The organism is Sphingobium sp. IP1, from assembly GCF_002708645.1.
In the GTDB taxonomy this organism is placed as follows: Bacteria; Pseudomonadota; Alphaproteobacteria; order Sphingomonadales; family Sphingomonadaceae; genus Sphingobium; species Sphingobium yanoikuyae.
In genome coordinates, this window is sequence record NZ_NOIW01000009.1 from 1 (window position 1) to 25,088 (window position 25,088).

Sequence of the window (25,088 nt, forward strand, 5' to 3'; positions counted from 1 at the left end):
GAATCGACCGGGAAGGGGGCTCGGCCGATCGTGCCGATCGCATAATTGACCGCCGCGGCCAGATCGCCGCTGGTGTCGAGCAGGGTGCCGTCGAGGTCGAAGCCGACAATGTCGAAGGATAAGCGTGCCATGGCATCGCCATGCCGCGTCGGCGGTGGCAATGGCAAGGCAAACATGGCAGAGAGCCGTGATATTCCAGACCACTTGAACGAAAAGGACGCGCTCGCCGTGACCGCACCTCGCCCCTTAGCTGTCGTCATCCTTGCCGCCGGGCAGGGCACCCGGATGAAGTCCGGCACGCACAAGGTGCTGCACCCGATCGCCGGGCGGCCGATGCTGCTGCATCTGCTTGCCAGCGTCGCGGACCTGCTGCCCGAACGGCAGGTGGTCGTGGTCGGCGCCGGCCGCGAGCAGGTCGAAAAGGCGGTCGAGGGCAGCGGCGTCGCGATCGCCGTGCAGGAACAGCAGCTTGGCACCGGTCATGCCGTGGCGCAGGCGCATGATGCGCTGGCGGGGTTCGCCGGCGACGTGCTGATCCTCTATGGCGACGTGCCGCTGGTCAGCAGCGCGACGATGAAGGCGATGCTCGATCGACTGAGCCGGGGTGACGAGCCGCGCGCGGTGGTGCTGGGCTTCCGCCCGGAGGACGCCGCTGCCTATGGCCGGATCATCGCTGATGGCCAGGGCATCATCGAGAAGATGGTCGAGTTTAAGGATGCGAGCGAGGCCGAGCGCGCCGTCACCCTGTGCAACAGTGGCCTGATGGCGGTGCGGGCGAGCGACCTGTTCGTGCTGCTCGACCAGATCGGCAACAACAATGCGGCCGGCGAATATTATCTGCCCGACATCATCATGCTGCCGGGCGCGAACAGCGCCGTGATCGAGACCGAAGCGTGGGAAGTGGCCGGCGTCAACAGCCGCGCCGAACTGGCTGGCGTCGAAGCCGTGTGGCAGGATCGCCGCCGGGCCGAGGCGATGCGCGAGGGCGTGACCCTGGTCGCGCCGCAGACCGTCTTCTTCTCGCACGACACGGTGCTGGGTCGGGACGTGACGGTCGAACCCAATGTCGTCTTCGGTCCGGGTGTCACCATCGCCGACAATGTCGTCATCCACGCCTTCTCCCATCTGGAAGGCGCGACCATCGCCAGCGGCGCCGACATCGGCCCCTATGCCCGGCTGCGCCCCGGCGCTGACATCGGTCTCAAGGCGAAGGTCGGCAATTTCGTCGAGATCAAGAAGGCGCGCCTCGACGAAGGGGCGAAGGTCAATCACTTGTCCTATATCGGCGACGCCAGCGTCGGCGCGGCGGCCAATATCGGCGCGGGCACGATCACCTGCAATTATGACGGCTTCTTCAAGTATAAGACGCAGATCGGTGCCGGTGCCTTCATCGGCTCCAACAGCGCGCTGGTCGCGCCGGCGACGATCGGCGATGGCGCGATCGTCGCGGCGGGCAGCGTCGTGACCAAGCCGGTTCCGGCCGACGCGCTGTGCCTCGTCCGCCCGCAGCAGGAAAGCAAGCCGGGCTGGGCAGCGGCGTTCCGCACCCGCATGCGCGAGCGGAAGGCGAAGGCTTGAATTTCATCCGGCGCAGGCCGTTTCTTTCCGCCCTGTTGTTCCTGTTGCTGGTCGCGGTAGCAGGGCCGCTCTGGCTGTTGATAAATGCGCGCGCCATGCCGGTCGTGCGACGCGCCGATGTCGTGCTGCCTTTCCCGGCAGGTACGTCGAAGCAGCCGATCAAGGTCGCGCTGCTGACGGACACCCATCTGTCCGGGCCGGACAACAGCCCGGCGCGGATGGCGCGGATCGTGGCCTGGATCAACGGCCTCAAGCCGGACATCATCCTGCTGGGCGGCGACTATATCGGCGACAATAAATGGGGCGCGACCTATGATGCGCGCCACGCGATCGCGCCCTTTGCCGGGCTGCGCGCGCCGATGGGCGTGGTCGCGGTGCTGGGCAATCATGACAGTCGCAGCAGGAAGAACCGGGTGGCGCTGAGCGCCGATGACTGGCAGCGCGCCTTTGCCGATCTGGGCATCACCCTGGTACAGGATGGCGCGGTGCGGCGCGGGCCGCTGGCGATCGGCGGGTTGAAAGACATCTATACCCGCAAACCCGACATACCCGATACGCTGAAGGCGATGGCGGACATTGGTGGCGCACCGGTCATCCTGTCGCACGGGCCGGACGTCTTCCCGTTGCTGCCCGATGCGCCGTCACTGACTTTGGTCGGCCATACCCATTGTGGACAGGTGGCACTGCCCTTTGCCGGGATCGTCTACGTGCCCTCCCGCTATGGCACCCGCTATGCCTGCGGCCGCTATCAGGATGGCAGGAAGGCGATGATCGTGTCCGGAGGCGTGGGCACCAGTGGCCTGCCTTTCCGCATGCTGGCGCAGCCCGACATCTGGCTGGTCACCATCCGGCCACGATGACATTCTTTTCATGGCTCAGCCATGGCGCTGTCGCCCGACCGGCATTAATGGCATGGCGACAAAGCTGTCCTATATGGACGCTATCTGACTAATCTGGTTCGGCGGGGCTTTCCACCATGTGCGGTATCATCGGAATTATTGGTAAGGATCAGGTCGCGGAGCGGCTGGTCGATGGCCTCAAGCGGCTGGAATATCGCGGCTATGACAGTGCCGGCGTCGCCACCGTGCATGATGGTCGGATCGATCGCCGCCGGGCCGAGGGCAAGCTCAACAATCTGGTCAAGGAACTTGGCCAGTCGCCGCTGGCCGGCACCACCGGCATCGCCCATACCCGCTGGGCGACCCATGGCGCGCCGACCACCAGCAACGCGCACCCCCATGCGACCGGCGAAGTGGCGCTGGTCCACAATGGCATTATCGAGAATTTCAAGCCGCTGCGCGACGAACTGATTGCCCGCGGCCGCACCTTCGACAGCCAGACCGACACCGAAGTGGTCGCCCATCTGGTGAGCGAACTGGTGGAGCAGGGCGTGGCGCCGAAGGAGGCCGTGGCCCAGGTGCTGCCGCGCCTGCACGGCGCATTCGCGCTCGCCATCCTGTTCAAGAGCCATCCCGACATGCTGATCGGCGCGCGCCTCGGCTCGCCGCTGGTCGTGGGCTATGGCGATGGCGAGACCTTCCTCGGCTCCGACGCGCTGGCACTGGCGCCGCTGACCCAGCGTATCGCCTATCTGGACGAAGGTGACTGGGTCGTCATCACCAAGGATGGCGCCGAGATTTTCGACAAGGACAACAACCCGGTCGAGCGTCCGGTCACCATTTCCGGCGTGTCCGGCGCGATGATCGACAAGGGCAATCATCGCCATTTCATGCAGAAGGAAATCTATGAGCAGCCGGTCGTCGTGGCCCAGACGCTCAAGGCCTATCTGCAGCGGATGGACGACCGCGTGTCGCTGCCGATCCCGGATTTCGACCTGTCGACCATCCGCCGCGTCACCATCGTCGCCTGCGGCACCAGCTTCTATGCCGGCATGGTCGCGCGCTACTGGTTCGAACAGTTCGCCCGCGTGCCGGTCGATTTGGATTTCGCCTCCGAGTTCCGCTACCGCGAGCCGGTGATGGAGGAGGGCGGCCTGGCCCTGTTCATCAGCCAGTCGGGCGAAACCGCCGACACGCTCGCCGCGCTACGCTATGCCCGTGCCCAGGGGCAGAAGATCGCTGTCGTCGTCAATGTGCCGACCAGCAGCATGGCGCGCGAGGCCGACCTGCTGCTGCCGACCCATGCCGGCCCGGAAATCGGCGTCGCCTCGACCAAGGCGTTCACCTGCCAGCTCGCCGTGCTCGCCGCCTTCGCCGCCAATCTGGCGCGGGCCAAGGGCAAGCTCAGCGCCAAGGATGAGAAGGAAATCGTTCGCCATCTCGCCGAAGCGCCCGCCGCGATCAACGGCGCGCTCGCCTATGACGAGGCGATCGAGGCGATGGCCCATCATATCGTGCCGGCCCGCGATGTCCTGTATCTCGGCCGCGGCACCGACTATCCGCTGGCGCTCGAAGGCGCGCTCAAGCTCAAGGAAATCAGCTATATCCATGCCGAGGGCTATGCCGCCGGCGAGATGAAGCATGGCCCGATCGCGCTGATCGACGAACTGGTGCCGGTGATCTGCATCGCGCCCAGTGGGCCCTTGTTCGAAAAGACCGTCAGCAACATGCAGGAGGTGCAGGCGCGCGGCGGCAAGGTGGTCCTGATCTCCGACTATGACGGGGTGCAGGCGGCAGGCGAGGGGTGCCTCGCCACCATCACCATGCCCAAGGTCCACCCGCTGATCGCACCGATGGTCTATGCCGTGCCGGTGCAACTGCTCGCCTATCATGTCGCCGTGCTGAAGGGCACCGACGTCGATCAGCCGCGCAATCTGGCAAAGAGCGTCACCGTCGAATAATCGGCAGCCACGCAGCGGCGGCCGATCCGAGGGATAGGGTCAGCCACCACCCGGTGAATTATGGCCACCGGCCGGCACCGGGCCGCCGCTTGGCGCGTGGCTGTGGTCGGGATTGCTGTCCCAATCGATATGATAGAGGTCGAAGCGGCGGTCGCGCAGGTTGCGGACCGTGCCTTCGGCGCGCGCCCAGCTGAGGTCGGCCAGATTCACGTCCGCCATGGTCAGCGTCTCGACATTCTCGCTTGCCTCGGCCGCGATGCCGTCGCGGGCGAAGGGCAGGTCGCACGGCGTCAGGATCGCGCTCTGGGCATATTGGATGTCCATATTGTCGACGTTCGGCAGATTGCCGACATTGCCCGACATCACGACATAGCATTGATTCTCGATCGCGCGGGCCTGCGCGCAATAGCGCACGCGCATATAACCCAGGCGCGAGTCGGTGCAGAAGGGGACGAAGATGATGCGCGCGCCCTGATCGACCAGGCGCCGGGCCAGTTCGGGAAATTCGCTGTCATAGCAGATCAGCACGCCGATCGGGCCGCAGTCGGTCTGGATCACGTCGAGCGCGTCGCCGCCCTTGATGTTCCACCAGAAGGCCTCGTTGGGGGTCGGGTGGATCTTCTCCTGGGTGTGGACCGATCCGTCGCGCAGCGCGACATAGGCGATATTCTGGATGTCGCCATCATCGGCGCGGGTCGGGTGCGATCCGCCGATGATGTTGATATTATATTCCAGCGCCATCCGCGTCAGTTCCTTGGTCAGGCGCGGGGTATAGCCGGTCAGCTTGTCGATCGCTTCGATCGGCGACAGTTTCTTGGTTTCGAAGGAGAGCAGGGGCAGGGTGAACAGCTCGGGGAAGACGATGAAGTCCGATCGGTAATCGGCCGCCACATCGACGAAATATTCGATGTTGCGGACGAACTCGTCGAAATCCTTCACCGCGCGCGCCTGAAGCTGACAGGTGGCGAGGCGGACGCTTTCGACGCCGCGCGGCACCCGCATTTCCGGCGCTTCGTCCGGGTCGACATAGGGGTTGCGCCAGACCAGATGCGCGGCATGTCCGTCCGACTGCTTGTCTTCGGGCAGGTAATTTTCGAGCACGCCCAGCGGCTCGAACTGGTTCTTCAACTGGAAGCTGATGACCTGGTCGCGCAGCTTGCCGCTGACCACCTTTTCCAGATAGTCGGCTGCGCTGCCGGCGCGGCGCTTGGCGCGGGCATAGCCGGGCATGCGGCCCGCAATGACGATGCCGTGCAGGTCGAGTTCCTCGGCCAGTTCCTTGCGTTCGTCATAGAGACGCTGGCCGATGCGCAGGCCGCGCAGCTTGGGATCGACCGCCATTTCATAGCCATAAAGCCATTCGCCCGCCGCGCTGTGGCGGGTGCCGAAACCGTTGGCGGTGATCTCCTCCCAGTCATGATGGGAAAAGGCCATCGCCTTGCTGACGCGCATGGTGGCGCAATAGCCCACGACCTTGCTGTCATAGAGGGCGACGAAGCAGCCATTGGGGAAATTGTTGATCTGGCCGCGGATGGTGGCCAGCGAATAATTGGGCATGCCGGGATAGGCGCGGGCGATCAGCCGCTGGATGCCGCGCACATCGCCGGGCACCGCCGCCCGGACTTCCAGGCGCTTCTTGGCTGTCGTGGTCATTCTTTGCTCCCGTCGCATCAATCCGAAAAGGAAAAGGCGGCGCCGGGATGCGGCGCCGCCTCGTTCCGTTTCCGTATTGAAAGCTTCAGGAAGCGATCAGTTCCGGTAAAAAGCCTTTATCAGGCCCACTTGGCCATTTCGGCTTCCAGATTGACGCGGATCGCCTCGAAGAACTGCTCCGTGGTCATCCAGGCCTGATCCGGGCCGATCAGCAGGGCCAGATCCTTGGTCATCGCGCCGCCTTCGACGGTCTTGATGCAGACCTGCTCCAGCGTCTCGGCGAACTTCACGACGTCCGGCGTGTCGTCGAACTTGCCGCGGAACGACAGGCCCTGGGTCCAGGCGAAGATCGAGGCGATCGGGTTGGTCGAGGTCGCCTTGCCCTGCTGGTGCTGGCGATAGTGACGGGTGACGGTGCCGTGCGCGGCTTCGGCTTCCACGGTCTTGCCGTCGGGCGACAGCAGGACGGAGGTCATCAGGCCGAGCGAGCCGAAGCCCTGGGCCACGGTGTCCGACTGGACGTCGCCGTCATAATTCTTGCAGGCCCAGACGAACTTGCCGCTCCACTTCAGCGCCGAAGCGACCATGTCGTCGATCAGGCGGTGTTCGTAGACGATGCCGGCCGCCTTGAACTTGTCGGCGAATTCGGCGTCGAACACTTCCTGGAACAGATCCTTGAAGCGGCCGTCATAGGCCTTGAGGATGGTGTTCTTGGTCGACAGATAGACGGGCCAGCCGCGGTTCAGGCCATAGTTGAAGCTGGCCTTGGCGAAATCGCGGATCGATTCGTCGAGATTGTACATGCCCATGGCAACGCCGGCGCTGGGGAATTCGAACACTTCATATTCGAGTTCCTCGCCATTGGTGCCGACCCACTTCATGGTCAGCGTGCCGGCGCCGGGCACCTTGAAATCGGTGGCCTTATACTGGTCGCCAAAGGCGTGACGGCCGACGACGATCGGGTCGGTCCAGCCCGGAACCAGGCGGGGGACATTCTTGATGACGATCGGTTCGCGGAACACGACGCCGCCCAGGATGTTGCGGATGGTGCCGTTGGGCGACTTCCACATCTTCTTGAGGCCGAATTCCTCGACGCGCGCTTCGTCCGGGGTGATGGTGGCGCACTTCACGCCGACGCCATATTCCTTGATCGCGTTGGCCGCGTCGATCGTGATCTGGTCGCTGGTCTCGTCGCGCTTCTCGACCGACAGGTCATAATATTTCAGGTCGACGTCGAGATAGGGGAGAATGAGGCGCTCACGGATCCATTCCCAGATGATGCGGGTCATTTCGTCGCCGTCGATTTCCACGACGGGGTTTTTCACCTTGATCTTCGCCATAGCGCCTATTCGCCTTCTTCTCTTGGGTGGAATTATGGGGACGCCCTACGGCCTGCGCCGCCAATGTTCAACCGTCCAGCGCCGGATTTCCGGCCGATCATGCGATGCATGCGCAAGACTGTTGTGCGATGCGCGTTCATGCCGGGAGCCAAGGACGGGGATCGTCGTTGTCAGGATCAATGTCTCCCCCTAAAGACATGCCCATGGAAAATGACGAGATCACGATTGCCGCAGGCGGCAATGTCAAATGGCGCTTCCCCTCGGTCCATCCCGAAGGGGTGAAGTTCGGCGCGATCGCGGCTGCGATCACCGGCCTGTTCTTCGTGATGGGCTGGGAAATCATCGGCTGGCTGATGCTGATGGTCACCATCTGGGTGCTGGCCTTCTTCCGCGATCCGATCCGCGCCGTGCCGCAGGATGAAGGCGCGATCATCGCCCCGGCGGATGGCCTGGTGACGCTGATCCAGCGCGTGCCGCCGCCGCGCGAGATGGCCGGGCCCGATGGTCTGGGCGATCAGCCGCTGATCCGCGTGTCGATCTTCATGAGCGTGTTCGACGTCCATATCAACCGCACCCCGATCGGCGGCACGGTGAAGGCCGTCACCTATATTTCCGGCAAGTTCCTCAACGCCGATCTCGACAAGGCGAGCGAGGATAATGAGCGCCAGCATATCCTGGTCGAGCGCCATGACGGCCTGCGCGTCGGCTTCACCCAGATTGCCGGCCTTGTCGCGCGCCGCATCGTACCCTTCGTCAAGCCGGGCGACATGGTCGCCGCCGGCCAGCGCATCGGCCTCATCCGCTTTGGCAGCCGGGTCGATGTCTATCTGCCCGCCGGCACCGCGCCGCGCGTGATCCTGGGCCAGCGCACCGTTGCGGGCGAGACTATCCTGGGCCAGATCGGCGATCGCCGCGTGATCGCGGGCATCCAGCAGTGAGGCAGCGTCGCGCCGTTCCGCGCGGGCTGCGGCGCGGCATCACGCTGCGCATGCTGGCACCCAATGCGGTGACGGCGATGGCGCTGTGCTTCGGCCTTACCGGCGTGCGCTACGGCATTTCGGGCGAGTGGGAGCGGGCGGTATTGTCCATCCTGTTCGCCGGCGTGCTCGACGGACTGGACGGCCGGATCGCCCGGATGCTGCGGGGCGAGAGCCGCTTTGGCGCCGAACTGGATTCGCTGTCCGATTCGATCGCCTTCGGTGTCGCCCCTGCGCTGATCCTCTATCTCTGGTCGCTGCATGCCATGCCGAAATTCGGCTGGATCTTCGCGCTGGCCCATGCGCTGTCCTGCGCACTGCGCCTGGCGCGCTTCAACGCCAATATCGATGTCGAGGAACAGCCGCACAAATCCGCCGGCTTCCTGACCGGCGTGCCGGCGCCGGCCGGCGCTGGCCTCACCTTCGTGCCGCTCTATCTGTGGATGGTGACGGGCGAGGAAATCTTCCGCGCCTGGTATGTGGTCGCGCCCTGGACCGCGTTCGTGGCCTTCCTGATGATCTCCAGCATCGCCACCTATAGCTGGTCGGCGCTGCGGTTGCGCAAACGCATCCGGCTGGAACTCATCGCCTTTGTCGGCCTGTTGGCGGCGGCGCTGGCGACCCAGCCCTGGCTTACCCTGCTGCTGATCTGCGGCGTCTATGTGCTGCTGATCCCGTTCGGCATCCTGTCCTACGCCAAGGTGCGCAAGCAGCCTGTTGGCTGAGCCTTATGCCCTGTTCAGGCAGCGAGGGCGCTGCCGGGCAGGGCGGGGGCGGACAGGGTCGCGGCGCGAGCCGGCTGGCGCACGCGGTTCCGCGTGATGCGGATATGATAGACCGGCGAGGTCTGGGGAATCGGCTCGAACAGCAGGGCTGCCGCCATCTTCTGATGATAGAGCGCAAACATCCAGGCAATGGTGCCGACCGCCAGCAGGAAGGCGGCGGAGAAAATGGTCGCTGCAACAATGGTGAACATGGCCGCTGACTTTCTATCTTGCCATTTGCACGCTTAGGCTCACTATGTCGGTGCAAACGGGCGTTTAGACTGTTTGTTCCATCTGTTCACTTTATGTTCTCATATTGAGAGCGAGTCAACCCCTTGCGCAACGGGGTTTTGGGCGTTAAAGGCGCGCCCATTCCACATGGGAATCGACATATCCGGTGCCGGACGGGTCTTTGAGACCATCCAAGGTTCCTGATTCCCAGAGGTAGCAACCGGAAGGAGAAATGATTATGGCGACCCCCGTCGTCACCATGCAGCAATTGATCGAGGCTGGCGCCCACTTCGGCCACCAGACCCACCGCTGGAACCCGCGGATGAAGCCGTACATCTTCGGCGACCGCAACGGCATCCACATCCTTGACCTGTCGCAGACCGTGCCGCTCTTCGCGCGCGCCCTCGACTTCGTGTCGGCCACCGTCGCCGGCGGCGGCAAGGTTCTGTTCGTCGGCACCAAGCGCCAGGCCCAGGATCCGATCGCCGAAGCCGCCCGCAAGTCGGGTCAGCACTTCGTCAACCACCGCTGGCTGGGCGGCATGCTCACCAACTGGAAGACCATTTCGGGCTCGATCAAGCGCCTGAAGACCCTCGAAGAGAAGCTGTCGGGCGATACCCACGGCTTCACCAAGAAGGAAGTCCTCCAGATGACCCGCGAGCGCGAGAAGCTGGAACTGTCGCTGGGCGGCATTCGCGACATGAACGGCATCCCCGATGTCATGTTCGTGATCGACGCCAACAAGGAAGAGCTGGCGATCAAGGAAGCCAACACCCTGGGTATCCCGGTTGTCGCCATCCTCGACTCGAACGTCTCGCCCGACGGCATCGCCTTCCCGGTTCCGGCGAACGATGACGCCAGCCGCGCCATCCGCCTCTACTGCGACGCCGTCGCCGCTGCCGCCACCAAGGGCAACCGTGGTGCGCAGCAGGCTTCGGGCATCGACCTGGGCGCTCTGGACGAGCCCGAGGCCGAAGAGGTCGTCGCGCAGGCCTGATCCGCGGTCTTCGAACTGCAAGAATGACAGGCTAGGGCGCGGTCCATTACGGAACGCGCCCTAGTGCTTATCTGATTAAACCCCTTTTGATTTAGGAGCCTCAACATGGCCGAGATTACCGCTGCCGCCGTCAAGGAACTGCGCGACCGTTCGGGCGCGGGCATGATGGATTGCAAGAAGGCCCTCACCGAAGCCAATGGCGACATCGAAGCGGCGACCGACTGGCTGCGCGCCAAGGGTCTGGCTGCTGCCCAGAAGAAGTCGAGCCGCACCGCTGCTGAAGGCCTGGTCGGCGTTGCCGTTGCCGGCACCAAGGGCGTTGCCGTCGAAGTGAACAGCGAAACCGACTTCGTTGCCAAGAACGACCAGTTCCAGGACTTCGTTCGCACCGTGTCGACCGTTGCGCTGGAATCGGGCGCGGCTGACGCCGAAGCCCTGTCGGCCCAGCCGCACCCCGCCGGCGGCACCATCGCCGAAAAGCTGGTCGCCAACATCGCGACCATCGGCGAAAACCAGAATCTGCGTCGCGTCGCCCATGTCGAAGTGACCGAAGGCGTCGTCGTGCCCTACGTCCACAACGCCGCTGCGCCGGGCCTCGGCAAGATCGGCGTGCTCGTCGCGCTCGAAGGCGATGCCCCCGCGGACGTTCTGGAGCCGCTGGGCAAGCAGCTGGCCATGCACATCGCCGCTGCCTTCCCGCTGGCCCTGTCGGCTGACGACATCGATCCGGCCCTGCTGGAGCGTGAGCGCGCGATCGCCGCTGAAAAGGCTGCCGAATCGGGCAAGCCCGCGGAAATCGTCGCCAAGATGGTCGACGGTGCGGTCGCCAAGTTCGCCAAGGAGCAGGCCCTGCTCTCGCAGCTGTTCGTGATGGACAACAAGACCCCGATCGCCGACGTCGTCGCCAAGGCGGCCAAGGATGCCGGCAAGTCGATCTCGCTCAAGTCCTATGTCCGCTTCCAGCTGGGTGAAGGCATCGAGAAGGAAGTCAGCGACTTCGCCGCCGAAGTGGCTGCTGCCGCCGGCGCCTGATCGCCGATCGAGCGACAAGCAAAGGGAAGGGGCGTCCTGCGGGGCGCCCTTTTTCTATGAGAGCATGGTGCGTTCGGCGGTCGGCGCCGGTCGGGCCGGGCGCCATTGGTGCCGCTTTCTCCATGAAGAGGCTGGAGCGCACGACAAACGCCCCTTGGCATCGCGCTTTACCGCCTCTAATGTCCCGGCCGCTTCCCCTGCCAACCATCAAGGATTCTTGCCCCACATGACCCGGCCAGCCTTCAAACGCATCCTGCTGAAATTGTCGGGCGAGGTGCTGATGGGGTCCGGCCAGTTCGGCATCGATCCCGAGACCGTCGATCGCGTCGCTGGCGAAATCGCCGCCGCGAAGGATGCGGGCTTCGAACTGTGCGTGGTCGTGGGTGGCGGCAACATCTTCCGCGGCCTTGCCGGCGCGGCCAAGGGCTTCGACCGCACCAGCGCCGACTATATGGGCATGCTGGCGACCGTGATGAACGCGCTGGCGGTGCAGAATGCGCTGGAAAAGATCGGCTGCGACACCCGCGTTCAGTCGGCCATTCCGATGGCGTCGGTGTGCGAACCCTATATCCGTCGCAAGGCCGTGCGCCACATGGAGAAGGGCCGGATCGTGATCTTCGCGGCGGGCACCGGCAATCCCTTCTTTACCACCGATACCACGGCGGCCCTGCGCGCAGCGGAAATGAACTGCGACGCGCTGTTCAAGGGCACCAGTGTCGATGGCATCTATGATGCCGATCCCAAGAAGGTGGCGGACGCCACCCGCTATGAGGCGATCAGCTTCGACCAGGTGCTGACCGACAATCTCAAGGTCATGGACGCCAGCGCGATCGCGCTGTGCCGTGAAAATCATATTCCCATCGTCGTCTTCAACATCCGCGAGGAAGGCAACCTGGCCAAGGTGCTGGCGGGTGAAGGCACCGCGACGATCGTGCAAAATCAGGAGCGCTAATAATGGCCCAGTATAACAAGTCCGACCTCGAACGCCGCATGGCCGGCGCAATCGAAGCGCTGAAGGGCGATCTCACCGGTCTGCGCACCGGCCGCGCCAATGTGCAGCTGCTCGATCCCGTCATGGTCACCGTCTATGGCGCCAACATGCCGCTGAACCAGGTCGCCACCGTGTCGGCGCCCGAGCCGCGCATGCTGTCGGTCCAGGTGTGGGACAAGGCCAATGTCGGCCCCTGCGACAAGGCGATCCGCTCGGCGGGCCTGGGCCTCAACCCGATCGTCGACGGCCAGACGCTGCGCCTGCCGATCCCGGACCTCACCGAGGAACGCCGCAAGGAACTGGCCAAGCTCGCCAGCAAATATGCCGAAGGCGCGCGCGTCGCCGTCCGCAACGTCCGTCGCGACGGCATGGACAGCCTGAAGACCGACGAGAAGAAGGGCGAGATCAGCGAAGACGAGCGCAAGCGCCTGGAAACCGAAGTCCAGAAGCTGACCGACGCCACCATCGTGGATATCGACGCGGCCGCTTCGGCCAAGGAAAAGGAAATCCTCGGCCAGTAAGCCGGGGCTTTTCTTTCGCGGCCAAAGCACGCATTCCTATCTGATGGCCACACAAGCCAAGCCCGATCTTACCAGCGCTGCGCCTGCCCATGGTGCGCGCCATGTCGCCATCATCATGGACGGCAATGGCCGCTGGGCGAAGAAGCGGCTGTTGCCGCGCATCGCCGGCCATCGCGCCGGGGTGGAGGCGGTGCGCCGCGTCGCCCGCGCGGCGCAGGATATGGGCCTTGAATGCCTGACGCTTTACGCTTTCTCTTCGGAGAACTGGAAGCGTCCGGCGACCGAAGTGTCCGACCTGATGGGGCTGCTGCGCCATTTCATCCAGTCGGATATCGACGAGTTCCATGCCAATGGCGTGCGGCTGCGGGTGATCGGCAACTACAAGGCGCTCGAGCCTGGCCTGGTCGAACTGATCGAAAGCGCGATGGCGCGCACCGCCGCCAACACTGGCCCGGTGATCGCGATCGCGCTCAACTATGGCGCGCAGGACGAGATGGTGCGCGCGGCGCAGCGTCTGGCGCAGCGGGTGGCGAGCGGTGAATTGTCGGCCGAGAATATCGGTATCGAGGCGATCGATGCCGAACTCTACACCGCGGACCTGCCGCCGCTCGACCTGCTGATCCGTACCTCGGGCGAACAGCGGCTCAGCAATTTCATGCTGTGGCAGGCGGCTTATGCCGAACTCTATTTTACCGATATGCTCTGGCCCGATTTCGATGGCCGGGCATTGGCGCAGGCGCTCGACGCCTTCCGCATGAGGGACCGCCGTTTCGGCGGACTGTGAGTAACATGTCGAGTGAATTGCGGACCCGCACGATCGTTGGCCTTGGCCTGATCGCCATGGCTGTGGGCGCGCTGGTCTTTGGCGGCTTCGTCTTCTGGATGCTGCTGTCGATCGCCGGTGTGCTGATGATGGGCGAATGGGGCATGCTGACCGGCGCCTCGTCCGATCAGCGCAAGATGGCGATGTATGCCGTTTCGGTGCCGCTGGCGATCCTCTGCCCGGTGGCGGCGGGCGTGTCCTGGCTCGGTTTCGGCCTGATGATGGCGTCCTTCTTCTTCGTGCTGATCACCAGCCGCGCGATCAAGCTGGCGCTCGGCATTCTCTATATCTGCCTGCCGGTGATGGCGCTGCTGTTCCTGCGCGGGCAGGCGCCCGACAGCCATGGCCTGCTGCTGGCCTTCTGGGCGCTCGGCCTGGTCTGGGCCACCGATATCGGCGCCTATTTTGCTGGCCGCTCGATCGGCGGGCCCAAGCTGGCGCCGCGGGTCAGCCCGTCCAAGACCTGGTCGGGGCTGGGTGGTGGCGTGCTGGCGGCCCTGCTCACCGGCTTCCTTCTCTATCGTTTTGCCGCCCTGCCGATCCAGCTGGCGGCGGCGAGCGGCCTGCTCGCCGTGGCGGCGCAGCTTGGCGATCTGCTCGAAAGCGCGATGAAGCGCCGCGCCGGCGTCAAGGACAGCAGCAATCTCCTGCCCGGCCATGGCGGGGTGATGGACCGGCTCGACGGCGTGGTGGCAGCCGCGCCGCTCGCCGCCTTGCTCTATCTGGTCCTGGCGGGCGCCTGATGCGCAGCGTTTCCGTCTTCGGCGCCACCGGATCAGTCGGCATGTCGACGCTGGACCTGATCCAGCGCGAACCCGATGCCTATGAAGTCATCGCCCTGACCGCCAATCGCGATGTCGCCGGCCTCGCCGCCGCCGCGCGCGCGGTCGGTGCGAAGATCGCCGTGGTCGCGGACGAAGCCCAATATGGCGCGCTCAAGGACGCGCTCGCCGGATCGGGTGTCGAGGCGGCGGCGGGCGAGGGCGCGCTGGTCGATGCCGCAGCGGCGGGTGCCGACTGGACCATGGCCGCGATCGTCGGCTGCGCGGGCCTCAAGCCCACCATCGCCGCACTGCAGGCCGGCGGCACGGTGGCGCTTGCCAACAAGGAGTCGCTGGTGTCGGCCGGCGCGCTGATGATGCAGGCGGCGACCGCATCGGGCGCGACGCTGCTGCCGGTGGACAGCGAGCATAATGCGATCTTCCAGTGCCTGGCCGGCAGCAGCCTGGACGATGTCGCCCGCATCATCCTGACGGCGAGCGGCGGACCGTTCCGCACGCTCGGCTATGAGGATATGCGCGCCATCACCCCGGCGCAGGCGGTGGCCCATCCCAACTGGTCGATGGGCGCGAAGATCAGCGTCGATAGCGCGACGATGATGAACAAGGGGCTGGAACTGATCGAGGCGGCCCATCTCTTTCCGGTCGGGCTCGACCGGATCGAGATATTGGTCCACCCGCAATCGGTCATCCATTCGATGATCGAATATCGCGACCGGTCCACTTTGGCACAGCTCGGCTCGCCCGACATGCGCATCCCGATCGCCCATGCGCTGGCCTGGCCGGCGCGGATCGCCACGCCCTGCCAGCCGCTCGATCTGGCCCGGATCGGCCGTCTGGACTTCGAAGCGCCCGACGACCGGCGTTTCCCCGCGCTGCGCCTGGCGCGCGCGGCGGCGCAGGCCGGCGACGCATCGGCCGCCATCCTCAACGCCGCCAACGAGGTCGCCGTGGCGGCCTTTCTGGCCGGCCGCATCGGCTTCCTTGATATCGCCATGATTGTGGAGGATGTTCTCAATCGCTATAGCGCGCCGATGCCTGCCTGCATGGACGACGTCCTGCACGCCGACGCAACGGCACGGGTTATGGCGGGTGATGTGATGGAAAGATTGACGGTTTGATCCACAATCCCGGTTTCCTGTTGACCATCTTGGCTTTCGTGGCGGTCATCGGGCCGCTCGTCTTCGTGCATGAACTGGGTCATTATCTGGTCGGACGCTGGTGCGGGGTGAAGGCGGAGGCCTTTTCGATCGGCTTCGGCCCGGAAATCGCCGCCTGGGTGGACAAGCGCGGCACCCGCTGGCGCCTCGCGGCGCTGCCGCTGGGCGGCTATGTCCGCTTCAAGGGGGACATGAACGCGGCCAGCCAGACCGATCCCAAATGGCTGGAAATGTCGGTGCAGGATCGTGCCGAAAGCTTCCCGGCCAAGCCGCTGTGGCAACGCGCGGCGATCGTCGCCGCCGGCCCGGCGATCAATTTCCTCTTCGCCATCCTGATCCTTGCTGCCTTCGCCTTCCTGCATGGCGAAAGCCGGACGCCGGCGGTCGCCGGCATGGTCCAGCCCGGCAGCGCCGCTGCCATGGCCGGTATCCAGCCCGGCGATCGCATCGTCTCGCTCAATGGCCGGGCGATGAGCACCTTCGACGATATCCGCCTTTATGCCCAGATCCGTCCCGGTGAGCCGGTGACGATCCTGCTCGACCGCAAGGGGCAGGTGATCGAGAAGCAGGGCCATGTCGGCGCGGTCAGCGAAGATGACGGTTTCGGCAACAAGTTCCGCATCGGACGTCTGGGCATCGCGCCGGGCGAACCGGTGATCGAACCGGTCAGCCTGCTGCGCGCGCCCGTGGTGGCGATCGAGCGCACCGGCCAGATCATCCGCACCATGGTGGAGACGCTGGGGCAGGTGATCGGCGGCGATCGATCGGTCAAGGAACTGGGCGGCCCGCTCAAGATCGCGCAGGTATCGGGGCAGGCGGCGACGCTGGGGCTGGAGAGCTTCATCTTCTTCATCGCCCTCATCTCGATTAACTTGGGGTTCATCAACCTCTTGCCAATTCCCATGCTGGATGGCGGTCATCTGCTTTTCTATGGGGTGGAGGCAGTGCAGCGGCGGCCGGTGAGCCCGCAGGTGCAGGATTGGGCCTATCGGTCGGGTCTGGCGCTGCTGATGACGGTCATGTTGCTGGTGACCTTCAACGATTTGTCGTCTTTCGGATTGTGGGAGCGGCTGTCCGGCTTGATCGGCTGAGCCGCATCGGGCAGGGAAGGCGCGGTTCGGCGCCGTCTATTTCTGGCGAAACAGTTTTTTACTTTTTTGAGGTGAGCGGGTGACAGCGATGAACAGCAGCAAGGGCCAGCGTCCGATCATCGCGGCCCTGTTGGCCACGACGATGATTGCGGGCCTGTCGGCCGTGCCGGCGATGGCCCAGAATGCGGCCCCGGCAGCACCGGCGGCTGCGCCGATCGCGGCGTCCACGGCCAATACGCCCGAAGGCACGATCCGCAGCATCACCGTGACCGGCACCCAGCGTCTGGAGCAGGACACGGTCATGTCCTACACCAAGCTGCGCGTGGGCCAGGCCTTCAGCCAGGAATCGCTCGATCAGGCGCTGCGCGACCTGTATGAGACCGAACTCTTCGCCGACGTCCAGATCCGCAATGATGGCGGTGCGCTGACCGTCGAGGTGAAGGAAAACCCCGTCATCAACCGTATCGTCCTTGAAGGTAATAAGCGCCTGAAGGACGACAAGATCCGTCCCGAAATAAAACTGGCGCCGCGCCAGATCTATACCCGCTCCAAGGTCCGCGCCGACGTCGCCCGCATCGTCGAGCTGTATCGCCGCCAGGGCCGCTTCGCCGCGACGATCGAGCCCAAGATGGTCCAGCTGGACCAGAACCGCGTCGACATCGTGTTCGAAATCTCGGAAGGGCCCAAGTCCAAGGTCCGCCAGATCAACATCATCGGCAACGAGAAGTTCAAGGACGGCGAACTGCGCGGCCAGATGGTGACCAAGCAGTCGCGCTGGTTCCGCATCTTCTCCTCGGGCACCAGCTATGACCCGGATCGCCTGGCCTATGACCAGCAGAAGCTGCGCCAATTCTACCTGACCGAAGGCTATGCCGATTTCCGCGTGATCTCGGCCGTCGCGGAACTGACGCCTGACAAGCAGGACTTCATCATCACTTATGTGGTCGAGGAAGGGGATCGCTACAAGTTCGGCGACGTGAAGGTCGAATCCGATATTCGCGACCTGTCGGGCGATGCGCTGACCCGCCGTCTGCCGATGAAGAAGGGCGACTGGTACAACGCCAAGCAGGTCGAGGACACGGTCGACACGCTGAGCGAAACCGCCGGCCTGTTCGGCTATGCTTTTGCCCAGGTCGAACCCGACTTCAACCGGTCGAAGGACGACCTGACGATGGGGATCAACTTCCGCATCGCCAACGCCCCGCGCGTCTATGTCGAGCGCGTCGACATCAACGGAAACACGCTGACCCAGGACAAGGTCGTTCGCCGCGAGTTCCGCCTGGCCGAAGGCGACGCCTTCAACAGCTTCCTCGTCAAGCGCTCGAAGGACCGCATCAACTCGCTCGGCTTCTTCCAGGAGAAGCTTGACATCGAGCAGAAGCCCGGTTCCGCGCCCGACCGCATCGTGCTGGAAACCAACGTTCAGGAAAAGTCGACCGGCGAACTCTCGCTCTCGGCCGGCTATTCCTCGCTCGAACGCTTCATCATCTCGGCGTCGATCACCCAGCGCAACTTCCGCGGCAAGGGCCAGGAACTGCGCACCTCGGTCAATTATTCGGCTTATTCCAAGTCGGTCGAAGTGGGCTTCACCGAGCCCTATTTCATGGACAAGAATATCGCGCTGGGCGGCGACATCTATCGCCGCGACCTCAACAGCTTCCGTTATCTCAGCAATAACGACCGCGACACCACCTATGAACAGACCACGACCGGCTTCCAGCTGCGCGCCGGCGTGCCGATCACCGAATATGTGTCGCTGGCGCTGCGCTACACGCTGAACTTCGACGACGTGACGCTGGACAAGGACACCTATTATACCGACGGTGCCTGCGACCCGCTGATTGCAGGCCGTTATCTCTGCGACGCGATCGGCAAGCGGACCACATCTTCCGTCGGCTATTCGCTGATCTATGATACCCGCGACAACCGCATCCGTCCGACCCGTGGGCAGACCGTCACGCTCAGCCAGGACTTTGCCGGCCTGGGCGGCGACGTCCGCTACATCCGCACCCGCGCCAATGCCGCCAAATATTGGGGCCTGGGCGCCGGCTTCATCTTCTCGCTGTCGGCGGAAGGCGGCTATATCCACAGTCTCCAGGGCACCCGCTATGACGCCAGCGGTGCCGAAGTCGATCCGATCCGCCTGACCGACCGATTCTTCCTGGGTGAGCCCCAGATTCGCGGCTTCGACATCCGCGGCGTCGGCCCGCGCATCAAGCGCTACTATCTGACGTCGTCCACTGACGATGATGGCAACACCACTTATGTTCGCCAGTCGGGCAACAACAATGTGTCGGATGACGCCCTGGGTGGCCGCGTCTATTATATGGCGCGCGCCGAAATGGAGATCCCGCTGGGTTCCGGTGCCCGTGAGATGGGCCTCCGCCCGTCGATTTTCGCTGATGTCGGCGCCGTTGCTGGCCTCAAGAATCCGGGGCTGGTGAATGGCAATGGCAGCTTCGCCGGCTATTGCTCGGACTCGACGGGAACTCTGTCCACGGTCAGGGCAACCGGTTCGGCCACCAGTCCGGTCTGCCCGGTGGGCTATGACACCAAGAGTGGCATGTTCGAAGAAGAATATCTGGGCAACACGCTGAAACCGCGTCTGTCCGTGGGCTTCGGTGTCAACTGGAACTCGCCCTTCGGGCCGTTCCGCATCGACATCGCCAAGGCCCTGCTCAAGGAACCAGGGGACGACAACAAACTCATCACCTTCAACGTAGGGACTCAATTCTGATGAAGACGTTTATCAAGGCTCTGGCGCTCGGTATCGCGCCTGTCACCGCCATCGCTCTGACCGCTGCGCCCGCCGCTGCCCAGTCGAAGCAGGGCATCGCCGTCGTCGATCTGCAGCGCGCGGTTGCCACTAGCGCGGCCTATTCGACCGCCCGCACCCAGATCCAGACCACCTACAAGGCGCAGATCGACAGCTTCACCGCGCGCAAGACCGCGATCGACACCGATCTCAAGACCAAGGGCGACGCCCTGCAGGCCGCGCTGAAGGCGGCCGGCGGCAAGCCGACCCCGGCGATCGAAACCCAGTATCAGCAGTTCCAGCAGTCGCAGCAGACCGCGCAGGCCGAACTGCAGCGCCTGGGCCAGCCGATCGCGCTCGCCAACGCCTATGTCGAGGAACAGATCACCGCCAAGCTGTCGGACGCGCTGAAGGCCGCCATGACCAAGGCGAAGGTCGACCTGGTCCTGTCGCCCGACGCGACCGTGTCCTATCAGCCGACCGTCGACATCACGGCCGCGGTCGTGACCGAACTCAACACGCTGGTGCCCAGCGTCGGCATCACCCCGCCCGCCGGCTGGCAGCCGGGCGGTCGTCAGGGCCAGGCTGCGGCTCCGGCCGCTGCCGCTCCGGCCCCCGCCAACCCGGCGCAGGCGCCCAAGTCGCGCTGATAAGATGACCGGAGAGGTTGATAACAAGGAAGCCCGTGGCCCGATGGATATCCGTCGGGTCATGGCTGCCCTGCCGCATCGCTACCCGATGCTGCTGGTTGACCGCGTGGCGTCGCTGGTGCCGAGCCAGTCGATCCACGCGATCAAGGCGGTGTCGATGAACGAGCCCTTCTTCCAGGGGCATTTCCCCGGCCGGCCGATCATGCCGGGCGTGCTGATCGTCGAGGCCATGGCCCAGGCGGCCGGCGTGCTGGTGGTCGATTCGCTGGGGCTCGCGGATTCGGGCAAGCTCGTCTATTTCATGAGCATCGACGGCGCGAAGTTCCGCACTCCGGTGGAGCCGGGCTGCCTGCTCGACCTGCATGTCGAAGTGACGCAGATGCGCGGCGCGGTCTGCAAGTTCGCCGGCCGTGCGCTGATCGAGGGCAAGCTGGCGGCGGAAGCCAATTTCGTCGCGATGATCGCCGATCCGCCCAAGGACTGAGCGAAGGCACATCCTTTTCCTTGCTTTGGCGCGCCGAAAACGCTAACGGCGCGCCTTCGCATTTTATCGCATCCATAGCCGGTCGGAACCGGCACACACACGGAGCAAGACGCCATGAAGGCCGATACCCACCCCGATTACCACTTCATCACCGTCCAGATGACCGACGGCACCACCTTCCAGACCCGCTCGACCTGGGGCAAGGAAGGCGACACGATGGCGCTCGACATCGATCCCAAGTCGCACCCGGCCTGGACCGGTGGCAACCGCCAGCTGGACACCGGCGGCCAGGTTGCGCGCTTCAACAAGCGCTTTGGCGGCCTGACGCTGAAGAAGTAATCGGCCTTTCACAGGCACGATATCGAAAGGGCGCCCCACCGGGCGCCCTTTTTTTATTCCTCCCCGCTGACGGGGAGGGGGGCATGCGCAGCATGGTGGAGGGGGCTGGGCCGATAGGCAAAAAAAGGGCCTCCAGCTAAAAGCTGGAGGCCGAGGTTCAGGGGAGGATCAGCGGCGACAGAGGGGGATCTGCAAGGGGATGCCGCTGACAAGGACTGGTCTAGCCCGCAAATGCTGCGGGCGAATGTCCCGATTATTACCGAGGCCGATCGGTGCTGAAATGTCGGGACAAGGCTATATTTCTCCCCTCCCTGGGAGGGAGGGGCGGTAATTGCCTGCTGTGTAATAGGCCCTGGTCAGGCGCCGGCGCGATCCGCGTCGAGGAACGCCGCCACATCGTCCAGCACCACATCCTTCGACAGGAAGGTCTGGCCGATGCCGCGCGCCAGCAGGAAGGGCAGGGTGCCCGCCGCCATCTTCTTGTCGTGCAGCATATGTGCCACCAGCGCCGCGCCGTCGGCCGTCACATGGGCGCTGGCCAGGTCATGGGGCAGGCCGATCGCCTTCAGATGCGCGGTGACCCGTTCCGCGTCCGATGCGCTGCACAGGCCAAGCCGCGCCGAATAGCGGAAGGCGAGCGCCATGCCGGCGGCCACGCCCTCGCCATGGAGCAGCGTGTCGGAAAAGCCGGTATCGGCCTCCAGCGCATGGCCGAAAGTGTGGCCAAGGTTCAGCAGTGCCCGGCGGCCGGTCGTCTCGCGCTCATCATCGGCAACGATCGCCGCCTTGGCGCGCACGCTCCGCTCGATCGCATAGGTGCGGGCTTCCGCGTCGCCGGCCAGCAGCCGGTCGGCATTGGCCTCGCACCAGGCAAAGAAGTCGGGATCGTCGATCAGGCCATATTTGACCACCTCGGCATAGCCGGCGCGGGTTTCGCGCAGCGGCAGGCTGTCGAGCACCGACGGGTCGATCAGCACCAGGCTGGGCTGGTAGAAGCTGCCGATCAGATTCTTGCCGGCGCGCGCGTTGATCGCGGTCTTGCCGCCGACCGAGCTGTCGACCTGTGCCAGCAGGGTGGTGGGCAACTGCACGAAATGGCAGCCGCGCTTCAGGATGGACGACGCAAAGCCGACCAGGTCGCCGATCACGCCGCCGCCCAGCGCGATGACATGGTCGCCGCGCTCGATCTCCAGCGCCAGCAGCGCGTCGAGCAGTTCCTCCAGATGGCGCCAGCTCTTGGTCTGTTCGCCCGCCGGCAGGATGATCGGTTCGATGACGATATTGGCCCGGCGCAGGCTGGCGTCGAGCCGGGGCAGTTGCGCCGCCGCGACATGGGTGTCGGTGACGACGACCAGCCGCCCGCCACGGGCGTAGCGCGCCAGATGGTCGGCCGCACGGTCGAGCGCGCCCTGTTCGATGACGATGTCATAGCTGCGCGCGCCCAGCGCGACGGGGACTAGTGCCATGCGGATAGCTGCTCCAGGATGCGGTCGACGGCGACCTCGTGCGGCGCGGCGATGCTCTTCACATGGATTGGCGCCAGCGCGTAGATGGGGTTGCGGACCGCCGCCAGCTCGGTCAGCACGATGCGCGGGTCGCGATCCTTCAGCAGCGGGCGCCCTTCGCGGCGGGACACGCGATCGACCAGCACCTCGATATCGGCATCCAGCCAGATGGTGGTGGCATGGTCCAGGATCAGCGCGCGGGTCTCGTCCTGCATGAAGGCGCCGCCCCCGGTCGCGATCACCTTGGGCACGCCGTCCATCAGCCGGGCGATCACCCGGCGCTCGCCATCGCGGAAATGGGCCTCGCCATAGCGGGCGAAAATCTCGCTCACGCTCATGCCGGCGGCCCGCTCAATCTCTTCATCGGCATCGACGAAGCTCAGGCCCAGGCGCGCGGCAAGGCGCCGGCCGACGGTGGATTTGCCCACGCCCATCATGCCGATCAGCACGATCGGGCCGCGCTTGGCTTTGCTCTCCGGGAATTTGCTGTTTCGCTGCATGGCGAGGGGGGCTATACAGCCAGCCGTCGCTGAGGCAAACGCAACTTTCCCCTGTCGTCCGGCAAACATCGCCGGGCCAGCCGCAGAAGAGACCATGAAGAATAATCGTTCCCTGAGCAGTTTCGAAGGCGGTTCGCGCCGTCGCACCCGTCTGCCGATCCTTCCGATCGCGGCGGTGTTGGTTCTTGTCCTGCTGATCGGCGTGCTCTGGTCGCGCGGTGGCGAACAGCCGCAACAGCCCGTCGAGAAGGTCATCCCGGCCGAGAAACTGGGTCAGTAAGCCGCATGAGCCGCCTGCGGGGGAATGCGAAATGGGCGCTGGGCAGCTTTGCGCTCGCCCTGGCGCTGCCGGTCGTCGCGCAGCAGGCGCCCGAATCGCTGCTGCCGCCCGGCTTTGGTGATCCGGCCCCGGCGCCGACCCCCACGCCCGCGCAGCCGGCCCGTCCGGCATCGCCCGCACCGGTCGTCCCGACCGTGCCGGTCACGCCGTCGCCGTCGGGCGAAATCGTCCAGCCGCTCGACCTGTCGGTCGCCAATGCGGTGGAGAATGCCGCCGAGGCGATGAGCGCGGACGAACTGGCCGCCGAAAAGGCCAAATATGACCTGCCGCAGAGCGCGCGCCGCTCACTCGACCGCATCGGCCCGCTGACGCCGGCCACGCGCGGCATGGAACCCGACGCCTTCGGCGCGGAATATGGCCCCTATCTCGCCACGCTAATGAAGCAGACCCATGCGCCGATCCTGTCGCGCTGGGCCTCCATCCTGCTGCGGCGCGCGCTGCTCAGCGCGACCGACACGCCGCGCGGCATCAATGGCGCCGACTGGGCGGCCGAGCGCGCCTGGCTGCTGCTGCGCATGGGCGAGGCGGACAGCGCCCGCCTGCTGGTGCAGAGCGTCGACCCCGACAAATATACGCCGCGCCTCTACGCGATCGCGATGCAGACCTATCTGGCGACCGCCGATCCGGCGGGCCTGTGCCCGCTGTCGGCGGGCGCGCTGCGCACCAGCAAGGAACCGGGCTGGGACATGACGCGGGCGATCTGCCCGGCGCTGTCGGGCGATCAGGGTTCCGCCAGCGCCGCACTCAACCAGGCCCAGCGCAAGGGCGTGGTGCGCGGCATCGATTATCGCCTGGCCGAAAAGATGGTCGGCGCCGGCTTCAACGCGCGCCGTTCGGTCAAGATCGAATGGGACGGCGTCGATGGCCTTACCGCATGGCGCTATGGCCTGGCGACGGCGCTCCACGCGCCGATCCCCGACGACATGTTCGGCAGCGTCGGCCCGCATGTCCGCGCCTGGGAAGCCCGCGCGCCGGCCCTGACCGCCGTGCGCCGCCTGCCGGGCAGCGAAGTCGCCGCACGATTGGGCGTCTTTTCCAGCGAGGCGCTGGTCAATTTCTATGCCGAGCTGGGTAGCGAAGGCGATCTTGCGTCCGATCTGGCCGATCGCGTCGATGCGCTGCGCAATGCCTATTCCGGCCCCACCTCTGGTGCCCGCATCCAGGCGATGCAGACGTTGTGGCGCGACAATGGCGCGCCCGATTATGTCGGCCTGATCGCCACGGCCCGCGCCGCCGCTGCGCTGCCGGTGTCGCAGGCCGATGCGCGCGATGCCGCCAATCTGGTCGCGGCGATGCTGACCGCCGGCTATGATCGCAATGCGGCCCGCTGGGCGCAGGCGATCGGCCAGATCGATGGCGATGGCGCACAGGATTTCTGGGCCTTGCTCGCGGTTGGCGCGCCCAGCACGGTCGTCGACAGCGGCAGCAGCCGCATCTCCAGCTATGTCGGCGATGCCGGCCCCGAAAAGGGACGGATGCTGATCGCCGCACTGGCGGGCCTGTCGCGCCTGTCGGCCAATGATGCGGCCGCGCTGGCGCAGGATAATGGCTTCACCCTGGCCGCCAACAGCCGCTGGGCGCGGGCGATCGACGCCGCGTCGCAGCGGGGCGAGAAGGCGACCGTGGCGTTGCTCGCTGCCGTTGGCATGCAGGGGCGCGACTGGCATCGCCTGCCGGCCGGCCATCTCTATCATGTGGTGGCGGCGCTGCATCGCGTCGGGCTGGACCCGGAGGCGCGGATGATCGCGGCCGAGGCCCTGACCCGCCTGTCCTGACCC

General features: G+C 65.2%; 24 protein-coding genes and 1 pseudogene. 19 read left to right on the plus strand and 6 right to left on the minus strand.

Features of this window, described 5'->3' with window-relative positions; translation table 11 throughout:
• Positions 1–176 (minus strand): annotated as a pseudogene (locus tag CG471_RS31135) (phosphoglycolate phosphatase); the annotation flags it as partial.
• A gap of 109 nt (positions 177–285) precedes the next feature.
• Here CG471_RS31135 and glmU point away from each other — a divergent pair.
• The 3 genes from glmU (at position 286) to glmS (ending at position 4,378) form a co-directional block, all read left to right on the plus strand.
• Positions 286–1,578, plus strand: a complete 1,293-nt coding sequence (gene glmU, locus CG471_RS04470) for a bifunctional UDP-N-acetylglucosamine diphosphorylase/glucosamine-1-phosphate N-acetyltransferase GlmU (protein WP_257211423.1) — start codon at positions 286–288, stop codon at positions 1,576–1,578.
• Positions 1,575–2,438 carry a metallophosphoesterase gene (locus CG471_RS04475; protein ID WP_099230833.1) on the plus strand — a complete coding sequence of 288 codons (864 nt, stop codon included), beginning with the start codon at positions 1,575–1,577 and terminating at the stop codon, positions 2,436–2,438. Before glmU ends, CG471_RS04475 begins: the two co-directional genes overlap by 4 nt.
• 116 nt (positions 2,439–2,554) lie before the next feature.
• Positions 2,555–4,378 (plus strand): glutamine--fructose-6-phosphate transaminase (isomerizing), encoded by a 1,824-nt coding sequence (gene glmS, locus CG471_RS04480; protein ID WP_004211165.1) that lies wholly within the window; start codon positions 2,555–2,557, stop codon positions 4,376–4,378.
• Positions 4,379–4,417: 39 nt separating this feature from the next.
• Here the strand turns inward: glmS and CG471_RS04485 are convergent, their stop codons facing one another.
• On the minus strand, positions 4,418–6,031 hold the full coding sequence (locus CG471_RS04485; protein WP_017501588.1) for a bifunctional GNAT family N-acetyltransferase/carbon-nitrogen hydrolase family protein: 1,614 nt from the start codon (positions 6,029–6,031) through the stop codon (positions 4,418–4,420).
• Between the two features lie 119 nt (positions 6,032–6,150).
• Positions 6,151–7,371 carry an NADP-dependent isocitrate dehydrogenase gene (locus tag CG471_RS04490; protein WP_004211167.1) on the minus strand — a complete coding sequence of 407 codons (1,221 nt, stop codon included), beginning with the start codon at positions 7,369–7,371 and terminating at the stop codon, positions 6,151–6,153.
• Positions 7,372–7,574: 203 nt separating this feature from the next.
• Here CG471_RS04490 and CG471_RS04495 point away from each other — a divergent pair, with 203 nt between their 5' ends.
• Positions 7,575–8,309 carry a phosphatidylserine decarboxylase gene (locus CG471_RS04495; protein ID WP_029547694.1) on the plus strand — a complete coding sequence of 245 codons (735 nt, stop codon included), beginning with the start codon at positions 7,575–7,577 and terminating at the stop codon, positions 8,307–8,309.
• Positions 8,310–8,359: 50 nt separating this feature from the next.
• Positions 8,360–9,073, plus strand: coding sequence for a phosphatidylcholine/phosphatidylserine synthase (locus CG471_RS04500; RefSeq protein WP_051156968.1), 714 nt, complete (start codon positions 8,360–8,362; stop codon positions 9,071–9,073).
• A gap of 14 nt (positions 9,074–9,087) precedes the next feature.
• Here CG471_RS04500 and CG471_RS04505 read toward each other — a convergent pair whose 3' ends face one another.
• Positions 9,088–9,324, minus strand: a complete 237-nt coding sequence (locus CG471_RS04505; protein ID WP_099230835.1) for a hypothetical protein — start codon at positions 9,322–9,324, stop codon at positions 9,088–9,090.
• 257 nt (positions 9,325–9,581) lie between these two features.
• Between CG471_RS04505 and rpsB the strand changes: the two genes are divergently transcribed.
• The 12 genes from rpsB (at position 9,582) to rpmE (ending at position 20,965) form a co-directional block, all read left to right on the plus strand.
• The gene (rpsB, locus tag CG471_RS04510; RefSeq protein ID WP_010337471.1) at positions 9,582–10,340 is read left to right on the plus strand and encodes a 30S ribosomal protein S2; all 759 of its coding nucleotides are present in this window, start codon (positions 9,582–9,584) and stop codon (positions 10,338–10,340) included.
• 105 nt (positions 10,341–10,445) lie between these two features.
• A complete protein-coding gene (tsf, locus tag CG471_RS04515; RefSeq protein WP_010337470.1) occupies positions 10,446–11,372 on the plus strand; it encodes a translation elongation factor Ts in 927 nt (308 codons plus the stop codon).
• A 226-nt stretch (positions 11,373–11,598) separates the two neighbouring features.
• Positions 11,599–12,324 (plus strand): UMP kinase, encoded by a 726-nt coding sequence (gene pyrH, locus CG471_RS04520; protein WP_004211175.1) that lies wholly within the window; start codon positions 11,599–11,601, stop codon positions 12,322–12,324.
• A gap of 2 nt (positions 12,325–12,326) precedes the next feature.
• Positions 12,327–12,884, plus strand: coding sequence for a ribosome recycling factor (frr, locus tag CG471_RS04525; RefSeq protein ID WP_004211176.1), 558 nt, complete (start codon positions 12,327–12,329; stop codon positions 12,882–12,884).
• Between the two features lie 43 nt (positions 12,885–12,927).
• Positions 12,928–13,668 carry an isoprenyl transferase gene (locus CG471_RS04530; protein WP_010337468.1) on the plus strand — a complete coding sequence of 247 codons (741 nt, stop codon included), beginning with the start codon at positions 12,928–12,930 and terminating at the stop codon, positions 13,666–13,668.
• 5 nt (positions 13,669–13,673) lie between these two features.
• Positions 13,674–14,450 carry a phosphatidate cytidylyltransferase gene (locus CG471_RS04535; RefSeq protein WP_099230837.1) on the plus strand — a complete coding sequence of 259 codons (777 nt, stop codon included), beginning with the start codon at positions 13,674–13,676 and terminating at the stop codon, positions 14,448–14,450.
• Entirely contained in the window at positions 14,450–15,607 is a 1,158-nt protein-coding gene (locus CG471_RS04540) for a 1-deoxy-D-xylulose-5-phosphate reductoisomerase (protein ID WP_099230839.1), read from the plus strand. The genes CG471_RS04535 and CG471_RS04540 overlap by 1 nt, the downstream gene beginning before the upstream one ends.
• Positions 15,604–16,737, plus strand: a complete 1,134-nt coding sequence (rseP, locus tag CG471_RS04545; RefSeq protein ID WP_099230841.1) for an RIP metalloprotease RseP — start codon at positions 15,604–15,606, stop codon at positions 16,735–16,737. The genes CG471_RS04540 and rseP overlap by 4 nt, the downstream gene beginning before the upstream one ends.
• A gap of 88 nt (positions 16,738–16,825) precedes the next feature.
• On the plus strand, positions 16,826–19,474 hold the full coding sequence (gene bamA / locus CG471_RS04550; protein ID WP_099230843.1) for an outer membrane protein assembly factor BamA: 2,649 nt from the start codon (positions 16,826–16,828) through the stop codon (positions 19,472–19,474).
• Positions 19,474–20,142, plus strand: a complete 669-nt coding sequence (locus tag CG471_RS04555) for an OmpH family outer membrane protein (RefSeq protein WP_004211184.1) — start codon at positions 19,474–19,476, stop codon at positions 20,140–20,142. The genes bamA and CG471_RS04555 overlap by 1 nt, the downstream gene beginning before the upstream one ends.
• Positions 20,143–20,146: 4 nt before the next feature.
• Positions 20,147–20,626, plus strand: a complete 480-nt coding sequence (fabZ, locus tag CG471_RS04560; RefSeq protein WP_037518190.1) for a 3-hydroxyacyl-ACP dehydratase FabZ — start codon at positions 20,147–20,149, stop codon at positions 20,624–20,626.
• A gap of 114 nt (positions 20,627–20,740) precedes the next feature.
• Positions 20,741–20,965 carry a 50S ribosomal protein L31 gene (rpmE, locus tag CG471_RS04565; protein WP_004211187.1) on the plus strand — a complete coding sequence of 75 codons (225 nt, stop codon included), beginning with the start codon at positions 20,741–20,743 and terminating at the stop codon, positions 20,963–20,965.
• Positions 20,966–21,321: 356 nt separating this feature from the next.
• Here the strand turns inward: rpmE and aroB are convergent, their stop codons facing one another.
• On the minus strand, positions 21,322–22,431 hold the full coding sequence (gene aroB / locus CG471_RS04570; RefSeq protein WP_099230845.1) for a 3-dehydroquinate synthase: 1,110 nt from the start codon (positions 22,429–22,431) through the stop codon (positions 21,322–21,324).
• Positions 22,422–22,970: a shikimate kinase gene (locus CG471_RS04575; RefSeq protein WP_004211191.1), complete on the minus strand. Its 549-nt coding sequence runs from the start codon at positions 22,968–22,970 to the stop codon at positions 22,422–22,424. Before CG471_RS04575 ends, aroB begins: the two co-directional genes overlap by 10 nt.
• A 94-nt stretch (positions 22,971–23,064) precedes the next feature.
• On the opposite strand from CG471_RS04575, the gene CG471_RS04580 reads away from it, so the two are divergent.
• Positions 23,065–23,250 (plus strand): hypothetical protein, encoded by a 186-nt coding sequence (locus tag CG471_RS04580; protein ID WP_004211192.1) that lies wholly within the window; start codon positions 23,065–23,067, stop codon positions 23,248–23,250.
• Positions 23,251–23,255: 5 nt separating this feature from the next.
• Positions 23,256–25,085, plus strand: coding sequence for a hypothetical protein (locus CG471_RS04585; protein WP_099230847.1), 1,830 nt, complete (start codon positions 23,256–23,258; stop codon positions 25,083–25,085).
• The last annotated feature ends 3 nt before the right edge of the window (positions 25,086–25,088 follow it).